The organism is Escherichia albertii NBRC 107761 = DSM 17582 (assembly GCF_000759775.1).
Classification (GTDB): domain Bacteria; phylum Pseudomonadota; class Gammaproteobacteria; order Enterobacterales; family Enterobacteriaceae; genus Escherichia; species Escherichia albertii.
Genome location: NZ_BBMY01000003.1, coordinates 1 through 15,938 on the forward strand (window position 1 = coordinate 1; position 15,938 = coordinate 15,938).

At 50.4% G+C, this 15,938-nt stretch carries 12 protein-coding genes, 1 tRNA gene and 1 pseudogene; 6 read left to right on the forward strand and 8 right to left on the reverse strand.

What is annotated here, in order from left to right; genetic code table 11:
- Nucleotides 1-41: 41 nt before the first annotated feature.
- On the reverse strand, nt 42-737 hold the full coding sequence (aqpZ, locus tag EA14781_RS01225; RefSeq protein ID WP_002462422.1) for an aquaporin Z: 696 nt from the start codon (nt 735-737) through the stop codon (nt 42-44).
- A gap of 424 nt (nt 738-1,161) precedes the next feature.
- On the opposite strand from aqpZ, the gene EA14781_RS01230 reads away from it, so the two are divergent.
- The gene (locus tag EA14781_RS01230) at nt 1,162-2,820 is read left to right on the forward strand and encodes an ATP-dependent endonuclease (RefSeq protein ID WP_000599780.1); all 1,659 of its coding nucleotides are present in this window, start codon (nt 1,162-1,164) and stop codon (nt 2,818-2,820) included.
- Here EA14781_RS01230 and EA14781_RS01235 read toward each other — a convergent pair.
- Complete coding sequence (locus EA14781_RS01235; RefSeq protein ID WP_129560754.1) at nt 2,817-3,773, reverse strand: VirK/YbjX family protein; 957 nt, start codon at nt 3,771-3,773, stop codon at nt 2,817-2,819. The genes EA14781_RS01230 and EA14781_RS01235 overlap by 4 nt on opposite strands.
- A gap of 150 nt (nt 3,774-3,923) precedes the next feature.
- Here EA14781_RS01235 and macA point away from each other — a divergent pair.
- Nucleotides 3,924-5,047, forward strand: a pseudogene (gene macA, locus EA14781_RS01240) (macrolide transporter subunit MacA).
- Entirely contained in the window at nt 5,044-6,990 is a 1,947-nt protein-coding gene (gene macB, locus EA14781_RS01245; RefSeq protein ID WP_000188155.1) for a macrolide ABC transporter ATP-binding protein/permease MacB, read from the forward strand. Before macA ends, macB begins: the two are co-directional and overlap by 4 nt.
- Before the next feature lie 71 nt (nt 6,991-7,061).
- On the opposite strand, the gene cspD is transcribed toward macB, so the two are convergent.
- Nucleotides 7,062-7,286, reverse strand: a complete 225-nt coding sequence (gene cspD, locus EA14781_RS01250) for a cold shock-like protein CspD (protein ID WP_000410785.1) — start codon at nt 7,284-7,286, stop codon at nt 7,062-7,064.
- Nucleotides 7,287-7,435: 149 nt separating this feature from the next.
- On the opposite strand from cspD, the gene yljB reads away from it, so the two are divergent.
- The 3 genes from yljB to clpA all read left to right on the forward strand — a co-directional run bounded on the left by yljB (nt 7,436) and on the right by clpA (nt 10,236).
- Complete coding sequence (gene yljB / locus EA14781_RS25400) at nt 7,436-7,510, forward strand: hypothetical protein (RefSeq protein ID WP_212741660.1); 75 nt, start codon at nt 7,436-7,438, stop codon at nt 7,508-7,510.
- Between the two features lie 98 nt (nt 7,511-7,608).
- The gene (clpS, locus tag EA14781_RS01255) at nt 7,609-7,929 is read left to right on the forward strand and encodes an ATP-dependent Clp protease adapter ClpS (RefSeq protein WP_000520793.1); all 321 of its coding nucleotides are present in this window, start codon (nt 7,609-7,611) and stop codon (nt 7,927-7,929) included.
- Nucleotides 7,930-7,959: 30 nt separating this feature from the next.
- Nucleotides 7,960-10,236, forward strand: coding sequence for an ATP-dependent Clp protease ATP-binding subunit ClpA (gene clpA, locus EA14781_RS01260; RefSeq protein ID WP_000934028.1), 2,277 nt, complete (start codon nt 7,960-7,962; stop codon nt 10,234-10,236).
- A 344-nt stretch (nt 10,237-10,580) separates the two neighbouring features.
- Here the strand turns inward: clpA and EA14781_RS01265 are convergent.
- From EA14781_RS01265 to cydD, 5 genes are all read right to left on the reverse strand, one after another.
- Nucleotides 10,581-10,668: transfer RNA gene (locus EA14781_RS01265), tRNA-Ser, on the reverse strand.
- A gap of 477 nt (nt 10,669-11,145) precedes the next feature.
- Nucleotides 11,146-11,364: a translation initiation factor IF-1 gene (gene infA, locus EA14781_RS01270; RefSeq protein WP_001040187.1), complete on the reverse strand. Its 219-nt coding sequence runs from the start codon at nt 11,362-11,364 to the stop codon at nt 11,146-11,148.
- 284 nt (nt 11,365-11,648) lie between these two features.
- A complete protein-coding gene (gene aat / locus EA14781_RS01275) occupies nt 11,649-12,353 on the reverse strand; it encodes a leucyl/phenylalanyl-tRNA--protein transferase (protein WP_001241661.1) in 705 nt (234 codons plus the stop codon).
- Between the two features lie 44 nt (nt 12,354-12,397).
- Nucleotides 12,398-14,119, reverse strand: coding sequence for a heme ABC transporter ATP-binding protein/permease CydC (gene cydC / locus EA14781_RS01280; RefSeq protein ID WP_001202158.1), 1,722 nt, complete (start codon nt 14,117-14,119; stop codon nt 12,398-12,400).
- Nucleotides 14,120-15,886: a heme ABC transporter permease/ATP-binding protein CydD gene (gene cydD, locus EA14781_RS01285; RefSeq protein WP_024164827.1), complete on the reverse strand. Its 1,767-nt coding sequence runs from the start codon at nt 15,884-15,886 to the stop codon at nt 14,120-14,122.
- Between the last annotated feature and the right edge of the window lie 52 nt (nt 15,887-15,938).

A 15,938-nucleotide genomic window follows, 5' to 3' on the forward strand; every position in this document is an offset into this window, starting at 1 on the left:
ACAAAAAAAGGCCTGACATTGTGTCAGGCCTTCTGCGCTTATCAATCGCGCTTTTCCAGAAGGGTCCGGTAAATCAGACCACCGATAATGCCGCCGACAATTGGCACTACCCAGAAGAACCACAACTGCTCTAACGCCCAACCGCCCTGGAAGATGGCAACCGCAGTACTGCGCGCCGGGTTAACGGAAGTATTAGTTACCGGAATACTGATTAAGTGAATCAGCGTTAATGCCAGACCAATGGCGATTGGTGCAAAACCTGCCGGAGCGTGTTTGTCGGTCGCACCGTGGATAACCAGCAGGAAACCTGCACTCAGTACCAGTTCAACCACCAGGGCAGAAAGCATGGAATAACCGCCAGGTGAATGCTCGCCATAACCGTTAGAAGCAAAGCCGCTGGCGGCAGCATCAAATCCAGCTTTACCGCTGGCGATTAAATATAACAGCGCCGCCGCAACAATACCGCCGACAACCTGAGCAATCACGTAGCCAATCACTTCTTTGGCCGGGAAGCGGCCGCCAGCCCATAAGCCAATAGTGACCGCAGGGTTAAAATGCCCGCCGGAAATGTGACCGACAGCAAAAGCCATCGTCAGTACGGTCAGACCGAACGCTAACGCGACACCGACAAAACCAATGCCTAATTCCGGGAATGCTGCCGCCAGCACGGCGCTGCCGCAGCCACCAAAAACAAGCCAGAAAGTACCAAAACATTCGGCTGCTAATTTTCTGAACATATCCACCTCAATTAAAAATTGACCCTGTGAAAATACGGTCGTTTTATATGGTCGCCGTAAAAAAGTGGCGACAGAAATAATGCGTGGCTATTGTAAAAACGAAAACAATATATTCACCAGATAAATAAATACATTAAGTTTGATTTAGGGCAACTGGCGCTTCCCCCATATAGTCATTTGTCTGATTGACAGTGTAGTGCAAACGGCTGAATTAAGCCTTTAGGCGTAATAAAAAATAATTTAGCTTGCTAATCATTTGATTTTGTTATTTTTGCTGACAAACCGCAAACGGATCATACGATCCAATTATTCGCTCATTTTTCAGACATTTGCCATGCTTAAATGTGAAGTCATCACGTATTGCTATGGCCTTTCCCGTTATACTGCCAGAGTAAAGGATAAGTTACATATTTCTGGAGGGGATATGATTCTTGAGCGCGTTGAAATTGTCGGCTTTCGCGGTATCAACCGATTGTCGTTGATGCTGGAGCAAAACAACGTCCTGATCGGGGAGAACGCGTGGGGCAAATCCAGTTTACTGGATGCTTTAACCCTGCTGTTGTCGCCAGAGTCAGATCTCTACCATTTTGATCGCAATGATTTCTGGTTTCCACCGGGCGACATCAATGGTCGGGAACATCATTTACATATTATTCTGACCTTCCGCGAATCGCTGCCAGGACGACATCGGGTACGGCGATATCGTCCGCTGGAAGCCTGTTGGACGCCGTGCACTGATGGTTATCATCGCATTTTTTATCGTCTGGAAGGGGAAAGTGCAGAAGACGGCAGCGTGATGACGCTACGTAGCTTTCTCGATAAAGACGGACATCCGATTGATATTGATGATATTAACGAGCAGGCGCGCCATCTGGTGCGCTTAATGCCAGTTCTGCGCTTACGCGACGCTCGCTTTATGCGCCGCATACGCAATGGTACGGTGCCGAATGCTCCTGATATAGAAGTCACCGCACGCCAGCTTGATTTTCTTGCCCGTGAATTATCTTCACATCCGCAAAATCTCTCTGACGGACAAATTCGTCAGGGACTTTCCGCAATGGTGCAATTACTGGAACATTACTTTTCGGAGCAGGGGGCCGGACAATCGCGATATCGCTTAATGCGTCGGCAGGCTAATAATGAGCAGCGGAGCTGGCGTTATCTGGACATCATCAACCGGATGATTGACCGACCAGGAGGGCGTTCGTATCGGGTTATTTTGCTCGGACTATTTGCGACTTTATTGCAGGCAAAAGGTACGCTACGGCTGGATAAAGATGCGCGTCCGCTATTGCTGATAGAAGATCCAGAAACGCGTCTGCATCCGATTATGCTTTCAGTCGCCTGGCATCTGTTGAATCTTCTGCCTTTACAGCGTATTACCACCACCAATTCTGGTGAGTTACTTTCGTTAACGCCAGTGGAACATGTTTGCCGCCTTGTACGGGAATCTTCCCGTGTCGCCGCCTGGCGACTGGGGCCAAGTGGGTTGAGTACCGAAGATAGCCGGCGTATCTCGTTTCACATTCGCTTTAACCGTCCGTCATCGCTATTTGCCCGTTGCTGGCTGCTGGTGGAAGGCGAAACGGAAACCTGGGTTATCAACGAGCTGGCGCGTCAGTGTGGGCATCATTTCGATGCAGAAGGGATTAAGGTGATTGAGTTTGCCCAGTCTGGATTAAAGCCTCTGGTCAAATTTGCCCGTCGGATGGGCATCGAGTGGCATGTGCTGGTTGATGGCGATGAAGCCGGTAAAAAATATGCCGCTACGGTACGCAGTCTGTTGAATAACGATCGTGAAGCCGAGCGTGAACACCTGACAACGCTACCGGCGCTGGATATGGAACATTTTATGTATCGTCAGGGGTTTTCCGATGTGTTCCACCGTGTGGCGCAAATCCCGGAAAACGTGCCGATGAATTTGCGCAAAATTATCTCGAAGGCGATCCATCGTTCCTCCAAGCCCGATCTTGCCATTGAAGTGGCTATGGAAGCCGGGCGTCGCGGTGTGGAATCTGTCCCCACTCTGTTGAAAAAAATGTTCTCGCGTGTGCTGTGGCTGGCGCGTGGTCGGGCCGATTAACCGCGAAACATTGTCGCCATTTGTGGCTGAATTGTGTCGAGCATCTCATAGCGTCGACGATATTCGGCCCGTTTTTTGCTGGCGATATCGGCAATCTCTTTGCGAGCGATGCTTGTCGGAAGACGGTAGTGCCGTTCAGCATCGCACTCACCGCCAACTGACTCCCAGAAGGCGTTGTAATCAGCGTGGATTTTGCCTTCTTTATCACGATAACGCAGGCTACGATAAATATGTGTTTCATTGCTGACAGCGATAATTTGCTCAACCTGTAAGCGTTGGGCAAAGATACAGGCTGCTTCCATCACGAGGCGTTTTGGAAACAGGCCGTGGCAGGCTTTCGTCGCATTTTGTATTTCCTGATGCGGCACTTCCCATTTCGCGCCTTGTAGCCCGCCAATAAACATCGTTCTTTTCCCCTGATATTCACAAAGAGTAAAGGTGAGCTCCGCCAGAGGGATACCGTCGCCGTTACGGAACAGAATTGTGCTGTCGCCTTCTTTATCCATAGAGATCATCATGGTCAGCTCAAGCGTAAACTGCTCGCCGTTTTTTCCTTCCAGCTTCGCCAGTTGCAGCCCGGGGGTATTCAAATATAAGCTGAACTCCTCTGCCGACATACACGCGCGCAGCAACGCATAATGATAACGTAACGCCCCCAGCAATTGCTTGCGATTAAGATTCGCAGCAAGGTAAGGGCGATGCAGACGAACAGGCAGACGCGGCTGGCGCGTTAACAGGGTATTGAGGTTAGGCCAGTGGGCAAGCTCGTTCATCCACTCGACGCTTAAACGCGGCATAATCAAAGAGCGCAGCAAAAATTTCTGGCGAAAGCTACGGCGATGCCAGAATTTACCCGGTCGCCATTGACCACCAGCCAGACGAAGGAAAAGAGACATGCTGCTAAGAGGTTCAGATGGTGTAAATGCCTGTTCAGTGAGCTGCGACATATTCATAAAATCAATGGTTATACATAACATCGATTTCACTATTACTTACCTTAACAAAACATCAATCATGTAATTACTAACGGAAATTTTAGGGGGTTGTTGATATTTTGTTGAAGTTAGCGACTCAGTTGCGCATATGGAGTATTCAGAATATTTATGAAAAAGCGGAGAAACGTGAAGAAGCGTTACGTTATTGCGTTGGTGATAATCATTGCTGGGCTGATTGCATTATGGAAAATTCTTAATGCGCCTGTGCCAACGTATCAGACACTGATTGTACGCCCTGGAGATTTGCAGCAAAGCGTGCTGGCGACCGGAAAACTGGACGCACTGCGAAAGGTTGACGTGGGGGCGCAGGTCAGCGGTCAGTTGAAAACGCTGTCGGTAGCGATTGGCGATAAAGTGAAAAAAGATCAGCTTTTAGGGGTTATTGATCCCGAACAGGCAGAAAACCAGATTAAAGAAGTGGAAGCGACGCTGATGGAGCTGCGTGCGCAACGTCAGCAAGCGGAAGCAGAACTGAAACTGGCGCAGGTGACATATTCGCGCCAGAAACGGCTGGCGCAGACGCAGGCGGTTTCTCAGCAAGATCTTGATACCGCCGCCACAGAAATGGCCGTTAAACAGGCGCAAATAGGCACTATAGACGCGCAAATTAAACGCAATCAGGCTTCTCTCGACACGGCTAAAACCAACCTTGATTACACGCGTATCCTTGCACCGATGGCGGGTGAAGTTACGCAGTTACGCAAATCACTACCCTGCAAGGGCAAACGGTGATTGCCGCGCAACAAGCGCCAAATATTCTGACGCTGGCGGATATGAGCACCATGCTGGTAAAAGCGCAGGTTTCTGAAGCGGATGTTATCCACCTGAAACCAGGGCAAAAAGCCTGGTTTACCGTGCTGGGTGATCCGCTGACGCGTTATGAAGGGCAGATTAAAGATGTGTTGCCGACGCCGGAAAAGGTCAATGACGCCATTTTCTACTACGCCCGTTTTGAAGTGCCAAACCCTAATGGCCTGCTGCGTCTGGATATGACCGCGCAGGTGCACATTCAGCTTACTGATGTGAAAAATGTGCTGACCATTCCTCTGGCAGCGTTGGGCGAGCCGGTTGGCGATAACCGCTATAAGGTTAAATTACTGCGTAGTGGCGAAACGCGTGAACGCGAAGTGGTGATTGGCGCACGTAACGATACCGACGTTGAGATTGTCAAAGGATTAGAAGCGGGTGATGAAGTGGTGATTGGCGAGGCCAAATCAGGGGTAGCGCAATGACGCCTTTGCTCGAGCTAAAGGATATTCGCCGCAGCTATCCCGCGGGTGACGAGCAGGTCGAGGTGCTGAAGGGCATCAGCCTGGATATTTATGCTGGCGAGATGGTGGCGATTGTCGGTGCTTCGGGCTCCGGTAAATCAACTCTGATGAATATCCTCGGCTGCCTGGATAAAGCAACCAGTGGCACGTATCGCGTTGCCGGACAGGATGTTGCCACGCTGGACGCCGATGCGCTGGCGCAACTGCGCCGTGAGCATTTTGGGTTTATTTTCCAGCGTTATCATTTGCTTTCACACCTAACCGCTGAGCAGAACGTTGAAGTTCCCGCAGTGTATGCTGGTGTTGAACGCAAACGGCGACTAGCACGCGCCCGGGAATTACTGCAACGGTTGGGGCTGGAAGAGCGCGTAGATTATTATCCTGCGCAACTGTCCGGCGGTCAGCAACAACGCGTCAGTATTGCCCGCGCATTGATGAACGGTGGACAGGTGATCCTCGCCGATGAGCCTACGGGCGCGCTGGACAGCCATTCCGGCGAAGAGGTGATGGCTATTTTGCATCAGTTGCGCGATCGCGGACACACGGTGATTATTGTCACCCATGATCCACAGGTTGCTGCCCAGGCTGAGCGGGTGATCGAAATTCGCGACGGCGAAATCGTGCGTAACCCTCCCGCTACTGAAAATATGAATGTCGTCGCCGGGACGGAATCAATAGTTAAAATGTCTTCTGGCTGGCGGCAGTTTGTCAGCGGTTTTAACGAGGCGCTGACCATGGCGTGGCGGGCGTTGGCAGCGAATAAAATGCGTACCTTGCTGACTATGCTGGGGATTATTATTGGTATTGCATCGGTAGTTTCTATCGTGGTGGTGGGCGACGCTGCCAAACAAATGGTGCTGGCGGACATTCGCTCTATTGGTACTAACACGATTGACGTTTATCCCGGGAAAGATTTTGGTGATGATGATCCACAATATCAACAAGCACTCAAGTACGATGATTTAATCGCCATTCAAAGACAGCCGTGGGTTGCTTCTGCCACGCCTGCCGTCTCGCAAAATCTGCGCCTGCGTTACAGCAATGTTGATGTTGCTGCCAGCGCCAACGGTGTAAGTGGTGATTATTTCAATGTTTATGGTATGACTTTCAGTGAAGGGAATACGTTTAATCAGGAGCAATTGAATGGCCGTGCCCAGGTGGTGGTTCTTGACAGTAATTCGCGTCGTCAGCTTTTTCCGCATAAAGCTAATGTGGTTGGTGAAGTGATTTTAGTTGGCAACATGCCTGCGAGAGTCATCGGCGTGGCGGAAGAAAAACAGTCAATGTTTGGCAGCAGTAAAGTGCTACGCGTGTGGCTGCCTTATAGCACTATGTCCGGGCGGATAATGGGGCAGTCGTGGCTGAATTCCATTACTGTAAGGGTGAAAGAAGGCTTTGACAGCGCCGAAGCTGAACAGCAGCTCACTCGTTTATTGTCATTGCGTCATGGCAAAAAGGATTTCTTCACCTGGAATATGGACGGTGTCTTGAAAACGGTTGAAAAGACTACACGTACATTACAACTGTTTTTGACGCTGGTAGCGGTGATTTCTCTGGTAGTAGGCGGTATTGGCGTCATGAACATTATGCTGGTGTCGGTGACCGAGCGAACGCGGGAAATTGGCATTCGTATGGCTGTAGGAGCGCGTGCCAGCGATGTTCTGCAACAATTTTTGATTGAAGCTGTGCTGGTCTGCCTGGTGGGCGGCGCGTTGGGGATTACGCTTTCGCTGTTAATCGCTTTCGCCTTGCAGCTTTTTTTACCCGGTTGGGAGATTGGATTTTCTCCGTTAGCGCTGTTGCTGGCGTTCCTTTGCTCGACCGTTACTGGCGTTTTATTTGGCTGGTTGCCTGCAAGAAATGCGGCGCGCCTGGATCCAGTGGATGCTCTGGCGCGAGAGTAATTATGAGATAAAAATGCCAGCCGATCGGGCTGGCATTTTGCCTCCAGGATGTACACAATGAAACAGAAGAGCTATGCGACTGCTGCTTCTACTTCAACGGGCACAATGACACTGGCATGATTGCCTTTTGGCCCTTGGTGGACATCAAACTGAACGGATTGTCCAGCTTTTAGCGTTCTGTAACCATCCATCTGAATGGTGGAATAATGAGCGAAAATATCTTCGCCGCCGCCTTCAGGGCAGATGAAACCAAACCCTTTGGCATTGTTGAACCACTTAACAGTACCCTTTTCCATGCTTCGACATCCTTCGCAAATCTTATACAAGTAAGATGGAATAAACCGGGGTCAGAGAGGGGGCTGTTCAAAACCTCGCCAACTCTAGAAATACAATTTAGAGAAATAGGGCGAGCCGTCAAGCGTTTGACAGGGGCCTGGGGGCAGGTATGAATCAAAAATTTGAAGCAGTTAACGCTATTGGCAGGAATGTGACAGATGTCGCTGATGCCAACGATAGATGATAGTTATCTATCATGTGAAGTAGATTGGTCAGGCAAATAAGCTCTTGTCAGCGGCAGAGCGTTCTGCCGATAACCGTAACCGAAGATGATAACTGACAATGGGTAAAACGAACGACTGGCTGGACTTTGAGCAACTGGCGGAAGAAAGAGTGCGCGACGCGCTAAAACCGCCATCTATGTATAAAGTGATATTAGTCAATGATGATTACACTCCGATGGAGTTTGTTATTGACGTGTTACAAAAATTCTTTTCTTATGATGTAGAACGTGCAACGCAATTGATGCTCGCTGTTCACTACCAGGGGAAGGCCATTTGCGGCGTCTTTACCGCTGAGGTTGCAGAAACCAAAGTAGCGATGGTGAACAAGTATGCGAGGGAGAATGAGCATCCATTGCTGTGTACGCTGGAAAAAGCCTGAATGCAGGCATAAAAATTGGGGGAGGTGCCTATGCTCAATCAAGAACTGGAACTCAGTTTAAACATGGCTTTCGCCAGAGCGCGCGAGCACCGTCATGAGTTTATGACCGTCGAGCACTTGTTACTGGCGTTGCTCAGTAACCCATCTGCCCGGGAGGCGCTGGAGGCGTGTTCCGTAGATCTGGTTGCGCTCCGTCAGGAACTGGAAGCCTTTATTGAACAAACCACGCCCGTTCTGCCTGCCAGCGAAGAAGAGCGCGACACGCAGCCGACATTGAGTTTTCAGCGTGTACTACAACGTGCGGTATTCCATGTTCAGTCCTCCGGTCGCAATGAGGTTACCGGTGCGAACGTTCTGGTCGCTATCTTCAGCGAACAGGAATCACAGGCGGCTTATCTGTTGCGCAAACATGAAGTCAGCCGCCTTGATGTAGTGAACTTTATTTCTCATGGCACGCGTAAAGACGAGCCATCTCAGTCTTCTGAACCAGGAAACCAGCCGGGCAGTGAAGAACAAGCTGGTGGGGAGGAGCGTATGGAGAATTTCACGACTAACCTGAATCAGCTTGCACGAGTGGGCGGCATTGACCCACTGATTGGTCGTGAGAAGGAACTGGAACGCGCCATTCAGGTTCTTTGCCGTCGCCGTAAAAACAACCCGCTGCTAGTTGGTGAGTCTGGCGTCGGTAAAACTGCGATTGCGGAAGGTCTCGCCTGGCGCATCGTCCAGGGCGATGTGCCGGAAGTGATAGCTGACTGTACGATTTACTCTCTGGATATCGGTTCTTTGTTAGCAGGCACCAAATATCGTGGTGACTTTGAAAAACGTTTTAAGGCGTTGCTCAAACAACTGGAACAGGATACCAACAGCATTCTTTTTATCGATGAGATCCACACCATCATCGGCGCAGGGGCAGCATCTGGCGGTCAGGTGGATGCGGCTAACCTGATCAAACCGTTGCTCTCAAGCGGTAAAATTCGCGTTATTGGTTCAACGACATATCAGGAATTCAGCAACATTTTCGAGAAAGATCGTGCTCTGGCGCGCCGCTTCCAGAAAATCGATATTACTGAGCCGTCGATCGAAGAAACCGTTCAAATTATCAATGGCCTGAAACCGAAGTACGAAGCGCACCACGACGTGCGTTATACCGCGAAAGCAGTGCGTGCGGCGGTAGAACTGGCGGTGAAGTACATTAACGATCGCCATCTGCCGGATAAGGCGATTGATGTCATTGACGAGGCCGGCGCGCGTGCGCGACTGATGCCGGTCAGCAAGCGTAAGAAAACCGTCAATGTAGCGGATATTGAGTCCGTGGTAGCTCGTATCGCGCGTATCCCTGAGAAGAGTGTTTCTCAGAGTGACCGCGATACGCTAAGAAACCTCGGCGACCGTCTGAAAATGCTGGTTTTCGGTCAGGATAAAGCTATTGAGGCGCTTACCGAAGCTATTAAGATGTCGCGTGCGGGTTTAGGCCATGAACATAAACCGGTCGGTTCGTTCTTGTTTGCTGGTCCAACCGGGGTCGGTAAAACTGAGGTTACAGTGCAGCTTTCCAAAGCTCTGGGCATTGAGCTATTACGCTTTGATATGTCCGAGTATATGGAACGTCACACTGTTAGCCGTCTGATTGGCGCGCCTCCGGGATACGTTGGTTTTGATCAGGGCGGTTTGCTGACCGATGCGGTAATTAAGCATCCGCACGCGGTGCTGCTGCTGGACGAAATCGAGAAAGCGCATCCAGACGTGTTCAACATTCTGTTGCAGGTGATGGATAACGGTACGCTGACCGATAACAACGGACGCAAAGCAGACTTCCGTAACGTGGTATTGGTGATGACCACCAACGCTGGGGTACGAGAAACCGAGCGTAAATCGATTGGCCTTATCCAGCAGGATAACAGCACCGATGCGATGGAGGAGATCAAGAAGATCTTTACGCCGGAGTTCCGTAACCGCCTCGACAACATTATCTGGTTCGATCATCTTTCTACTGATGTGATCCATCAGGTGGTGGATAAATTCATCGTCGAGTTGCAGGTACAGTTGGATCAAAAAGGCGTTTCTCTGGAAGTGAGTCAGGAAGCTCGTAACTGGCTGGCCGAAAAAGGTTACGACCGGGCAATGGGTGCGCGTCCGATGGCGCGTGTAATTCAGGACAACCTGAAAAAACCGCTCGCCAACGAACTGCTGTTTGGCTCGCTGGTGGATGGCGGCCAGGTGACCGTTGCGCTGGATAAAGAGAAAAATGAGCTGACCTACGGCTTCCAGAGTGCGCAAAAGTATAAACCGGAAGCCGCGCATTGATCTGATGGTTAGGTAAGTTGATGAAGTCCGTAATCTCGTCAGAGGTTACGGACTTTTTGTTTGTAGGCTGGGGCGGTGAAAACCCTGTTTTTGGAGGTGAAGGTAAGTTGTTGATAATTAGTGCTGCTGGAAGGTAAGAATAAAAAAGGGGGGCAGCAGGAAAATGAGATGGTTTTGCTTTATTAACAACGGGCTAAACGTGTAGTATTTGAGTTCACTGCTGAGCAGGCAGCTTAGAAAATTCATGCCGGTAAGGTTGATAACTACGCGCAGTTCACTGCCGTACAGGCAGCTAAAATGCGAAAAAAAAGCCCGTACTTTCGTACGAGCTCTTCTTTAGAAGATGGCGGTGAGGGGGGGATTCGAACCCCCGATACGTTGCCGTATACACACTTTCCAGGCGTGCTCCTTCAGCCACTCGGACACCTCACCAAATTGTTTTGCTGCCCGACCTCATAGGTGGCAACGGGGCGCTACTATAGGGAGTTGTAGTAAATCGGTCAAGCAGAATTTATTAAGAACGATTCATTTGGTTACGCATTGTACATGCAGTTCGTTTGAATGAGATAATTGCAGAACGTGTTCTGAGCATTTGTTTATCAAAACTACGCAGAAAATATGAGATTGAAGCAATGTTAGACTAGCCCTTTTTGTGGTATGAAATGTAACTTATTGATTTTGTTTGGTGTTTTTTATGGCTGTAAAAAGACGTTAACCTGTTATTTTGTAAGTTTTGGCAGTAAATCAATCGGATAGCCAGTTATCATTTCTGCTCACTGCCGTGCAGGCAGTTTCCGAACTCCCACATCATCTCCCGATATTTATTCCCCGTAACTCCAAATGCAAAAAAGGCCGGTTAAACCGACCTTTTATTCGTTCTTTCTCTTCGCCCGTCAGGCGGTAAAACAATCAGCGACTACGGAAGACAATGCGGCCTTTGCTCAGGTCGTACGGGGTCAGCTCAACAGTCACTTTGTCGCCCGTCAGGATGCGGATGTAGTTTTTACGCATTTTACCGGAGATGTGTGCAGTAACCACGTGACCGTTTTCTAACTCTACGCGGAACATGGTGTTAGGTAACGTTTCCAGTACGGTACCTTGCATTTCAATATTGTCTTCTTTGGCCATCTAATCCTCTGGGGTATCACTACCATAATTTGAACCGGCAAGATAATGCCGAAGTTCTGTAAATAAGTAAAGATTTGTGCGCTAAATCGCAACAAACAGGTTTTGCACATAACTCCAAAAACACACGGCTAAGCCGCACCATAAGCGCAACATATAAGGGAGCGGTGAGATAAACGATGGGCGTTACCTGACGCGAAAAGTTCCTTATCGGCAGCGGAGTAATGAGCGTAACCAACTCTGCGATCGCAATTATAACACTCTGGTGAGAAATGTGCCGAAAACATTCATTCTTGCGGTGAAAACAATCGTCGCGGCACCCAGAAATTATTCGGTAATCGTCCGAGACGCATCTGATTGAGATAACTCAGATAATCCCGACGGGGAATTTCGCAGGCGCCAAGCGAAGCTGTATGCTCATTAAGCACCTGGCAGTCGATCAATTTACCGCCATGATGGATAAATTCTTCACAGAATACTAATAGAGCAGTTTTAGAAGCATTCTCCATCCGACTGAACATCGATTCGCCGCAAAACAGTGTTCCCTGCGCCACGCCATACATGCCACCGACAAGCTCGTTTTCACGCCATACCTCTATTGAATGGGCATGACCTAACTCGTGAAGACGGTGATAAGCTTCGATTACGCTGCGCGTAATCCAGGTCCCTTCTTCGCGATTGCTGGCACATCCTTCTATGACCTTACCAAAAGCATAATTCAGAGTGACACGATACGGTGAGCGTTTATGAAAGCGTTTCATACTACGGCTGATATGCAGTGATTCCGGCCATAGTACCGCGCGAGGATCGGGCGACCACCAGAGGATGGGGTCGCCTGGAGAAAACCACGGAAAAATACCACGCTGATAAGCCATTAGCAGGCGTGCCGGGCTAAGATCGCCTCCCAGCGCCAGCAGGCCGTTAGGCTCACGTAATGCGCCTTCCGGGGAAGGGAAGGCTATTGAATGGCGAGAAAGCTGAACCAGGCGCATGACTGCAAAACTCCACTACGCAAGTTGGATCGTTCAATAATAGCTTACAAACCCTGCTTAAACTGGTAATAACGCCCCTGTCTGGCAAGCAGTTCTGCGTGGCTACCTTGTTCAATAATTTGCCCATTGTCCATGACTATTATTTGCTGGAAATGAGAGAGGCCGCGAAGCCGATGGGTCACCATTAATACCGTTTTTCCGTGCATCATTTCAGCAAGCAATTCAAGGATCTGGCTTTCGGTTGTGGCATCTAAACCTTCGGTAGGTTCGTCCAGCAGAACCAATGGCGCATCATGCAGCAGCGCGCGGGCAATAGCCAGACGGCGCAGTTCACCACCGGAGAGTTGGCGTCCGCCTTCCCCTAGCCAACTGTTAAGTCCTGCATCTTCGAGCAGTTTCTCCAGGCCGACACGACGCAATACCTCCGCCAGCGCTTCATCACTGGTGCCAGGTGCTGCAAGTAACAGGTTATCGCGCAATGTGGCGCTAAACAGATGTACACGTTGCGGTACAACGCTGATGGCCTTGCGTAACGTTGACTCACTCAGGCTGGAGATTGGGTTACCATTAAATAAAATCTCGCCATGTTGCGGGTCCCATGCGCGGGTTAGTAGTTGTAACAGCGTCGATTTGCCGCATCCGGTTCGTCCCAGAATAGCAATATGTTCCCCGGTGTTTGCCTGAAGGGAGATCCCTTTTAGCGCTTGTTGGGATTGCTCGGGGTAAGTGAACGCAACATTGCGCAATGTCAGTGAAACGTGCTGTGGAACATCAGTGCTGGTGTCAGGGAAAGCCACTTCTGGTTTTTGTTCCGTTAAATCAGTGATGCGCATGGCAGAGGCAATGACTTGCCCCAGATGCTGAAAAGCGCCAGTCACTGGAGCCAGTGCCTCGAATGCAGCCAATGCACAGAAGACAAACAGAGCAATTAACGCACCGGGTTGGCTATTACCGCCAACGCCGCCGGAGGCCATCCATAACATCAGGATCACCGCCAGCGCGCCAATCAACAACATAATTGCTTGTGACAAAGCAGTCAGCTCAGATTGACGGCGCTGTGCTTCCAGCCACTGAATTTCGGTATTCTCTAACTGCGTGCGATAACGTTCGCTGGCGCCAAAAATGGTCAGTTCGGCCTGGCCTTGCAGCCAGGCGGTTAATTGCTGCCGATACTGGCCGCGCAAGTGAGTCAGATTTTGTCCTGTACTTTTTCCCGCACGATAAAACAGCGGCGGCATCAGGAACAGCGTCAGCAACATAATGCCGCCCAGCGTGAAGGCGAGGGTGAAATCAAGGAAACTTAACCCGACAGTTACCACCATAATCACCACAAAAGCGCCCACCAATGGCGAGATAACGCGCAAGTAAAGATGATCGAGCGTATCAACATCCGCCACGACACGATTGAGTAATTCGCCCTGACGATAGCGCGCCAGCCCGGCAGGGGAGAGGGGCAGCAATTTGCTGAAGGTGTAAATGCGCAGATGCTGCAATACGCGGAACGTCGCATCGTGGCTAACCAGACGTTCAAAATAGCGCCCGGCGGTACGGGTGATCGCCGCACCGCGCACTCCTGCGGCAGGCAACATATAGTTAAAGCTGTACAGTCCTGCAATGCCCGCAACCGCTGAGGCTGAGAGGAACCAGCCGGAAAGCGTCAACAGACCGATACTGGCGAGCAGCGTGACAATTGCCAGCACAATACCAAGACTTAACATCCACTTATGGCGTTTATACAGTGCCAGATAGGGTAGCAAAGCGCGCATTTAAATTTCCTCCTGACGATGGGCCAGCAACGTGGAGAAAGGACCGTTAGCTACGCTTAAATCCGCGTAATGGCCTTGTTCTATGATCTGACCGTCCTGCATTACCCAGATGACATCCCAGTCAGCAAGATCTTCTAACTGGTGGGTGACCATTAAGGTTGTCTGGCGCAGTGATGCGGCGGTAAGCGCCTGCATCACACGCTGTTCACTGTGTGCATCGAGGCTGGCTGCGGGTTCATCCAACAATAATAATGAACAGGGATTAAGCAATGCTCGCGCCACCGCCACGCGTTGCGCCTGGCCCACGGAAAGACGAGCAGCCTGATCACCCACGGGAGTATCGACGCCTTGTGGCAGTGACGGAAGGAACTCACTGACCCAGGCATTATCCAGTGCAGTCTGTAACTCTTGCTCACTGGCATCAGGGCGTGCCAGCAGAACATTTTCTCGTAGTGTTGCCGCGGGTAATTGCGGGTTTTGACCAACCCAGGAGAGGTGCTTACGCCACGATTCTGGTGATAAATCTCGCAATTCTATCCCGTTGAGCCGTAGCGACCCCTGATAGGAAAGAAAACCGGAAATCGCGTTCAACAGAGAACTTTTCCCTGATCCGCTACGACCAACTAACACCGCACGTTTTCCAGCTGATAGTGTGAAGTTCAGCGGGCCAGCCAGGGTTTTGCCTTCTGGTGATGTGATAAACAGATCCTCAGCCTCAATGGTTACCGGTTCGGTAGACGTCAATTCAGTCTCGCCGCGCTGTGGATGGGCGAGCGGAGTTTCCATAAACGTTTTCAGGCTATCTGCCGCGCCGACAGCCTGAGCTTTGGCATGATAAAAGGTGCCGAGATCGCGTAATGGCTGGAAAAACTCCGGGGCGAGAATCAGTGCCAGGAAGCCCGCGGCCAGCGTTACGCCAGTGTCGTAGTGACCAAAATCCAGCTCGCCGAGATAGGAGAAACCAAAATAGACCGCCACCAGGGCAATAGAAAGGGAGGTAAAGAACTCCAGAATGCCGGAGGATAAAAACGCCAGACGTAGCACTTCCATTGTCCGTTGGCGGAAATCTTCTGAGGCTGAACGGATACTTTCAATTTCAGCTTCTCCACGACCAAAAATACGCAACGTTTCCATGCCACGCAGACGATCAAGAAAATGTCCACTTAAGCGAGCAAGCGCGAGAAAGTTACGTCGGTTAGCATCAGCAGCGCCCATCCCAACTAAAGCCATAAATAAAGGGATTAATGGCGCGGTGCCCAGCAGAATGAGCGCCGCGGCCCAGTTAGAGGGGAAGATCGCTATGACAATCAGTAGCGGCACTGATACTGCCAGCGCCATTTGTGGTAGATAGCGAGCATAGTAATCATGCATATCGTCAATTTGTTCTAGCACTAACGTCGCCCAGCTTCCCGCCGGTTTGCCCTGAATCCACGCTGGCCCGGCCTGTTGCAGCCGATCCAGAACCTGACGGCGGATGGCAAAGCGGATATGTTGCCCGGCGTGATAACCCACTCGTTCGCGCAACCAAACTACCCACGCGCGCAGTATAAAGGTCAGCACCAGCATGGCGAAGGGAAGCAATAAAGCTTCTCTGGGAATGTTTTCCATGATCATATGTTGCAGAATACGCGCCATAAACCAGGCCTGGGCAATGATCAATATGCCGCTCACAAAGCCCAGCAGACGAGAAATATTCAGCCAACGTTGGGAGATGACGCTTTGCTGTTTTAACCAGCGAGTTAACTCTTTTTGACGAGATTTATTCATTGCACGCTTAGCAGGTGAGTTATCAGAATTTTTGCAGGGCAATGTTACAACG

Excerpts from the sequence above, each read along its gene's own strand:
- aqpZ (WP_002462422.1), bottom strand. The coding sequence starts at position 737 with ATGTTCAGAAAATTAGCAGCCGAATGTTTTGGTACTTTCTGGCTTGTT.
- EA14781_RS01230 (WP_000599780.1), top strand. The coding sequence starts at position 1,162 with ATGATTCTTGAGCGCGTTGAAATTGTCGGCTTTCGCGGTATCAACCGA.
- EA14781_RS01235 (WP_129560754.1), bottom strand. The coding sequence starts at position 3,773 with ATGAATATGTCGCAGCTCACTGAACAGGCATTTACACCATCTGAACCT.
- macB (WP_000188155.1), top strand. The coding sequence starts at position 5,044 with ATGACGCCTTTGCTCGAGCTAAAGGATATTCGCCGCAGCTATCCCGCG.
- cspD (WP_000410785.1), bottom strand. The coding sequence starts at position 7,286 with ATGGAAAAGGGTACTGTTAAGTGGTTCAACAATGCCAAAGGGTTTGGT.
- clpS (WP_000520793.1), top strand. The coding sequence starts at position 7,609 with ATGGGTAAAACGAACGACTGGCTGGACTTTGAGCAACTGGCGGAAGAA.
- clpA (WP_000934028.1), top strand. The coding sequence starts at position 7,960 with ATGCTCAATCAAGAACTGGAACTCAGTTTAAACATGGCTTTCGCCAGA.
- infA (WP_001040187.1), bottom strand. The coding sequence starts at position 11,364 with ATGGCCAAAGAAGACAATATTGAAATGCAAGGTACCGTACTGGAAACG.
- aat (WP_001241661.1), bottom strand. The coding sequence starts at position 12,353 with ATGCGCCTGGTTCAGCTTTCTCGCCATTCAATAGCCTTCCCTTCCCCG.
- cydC (WP_001202158.1), bottom strand. The coding sequence starts at position 14,119 with ATGCGCGCTTTGCTACCCTATCTGGCACTGTATAAACGCCATAAGTGG.
- cydD (WP_024164827.1), bottom strand. The coding sequence starts at position 15,886 with ATGAATAAATCTCGTCAAAAAGAGTTAACTCGCTGGTTAAAACAGCAA.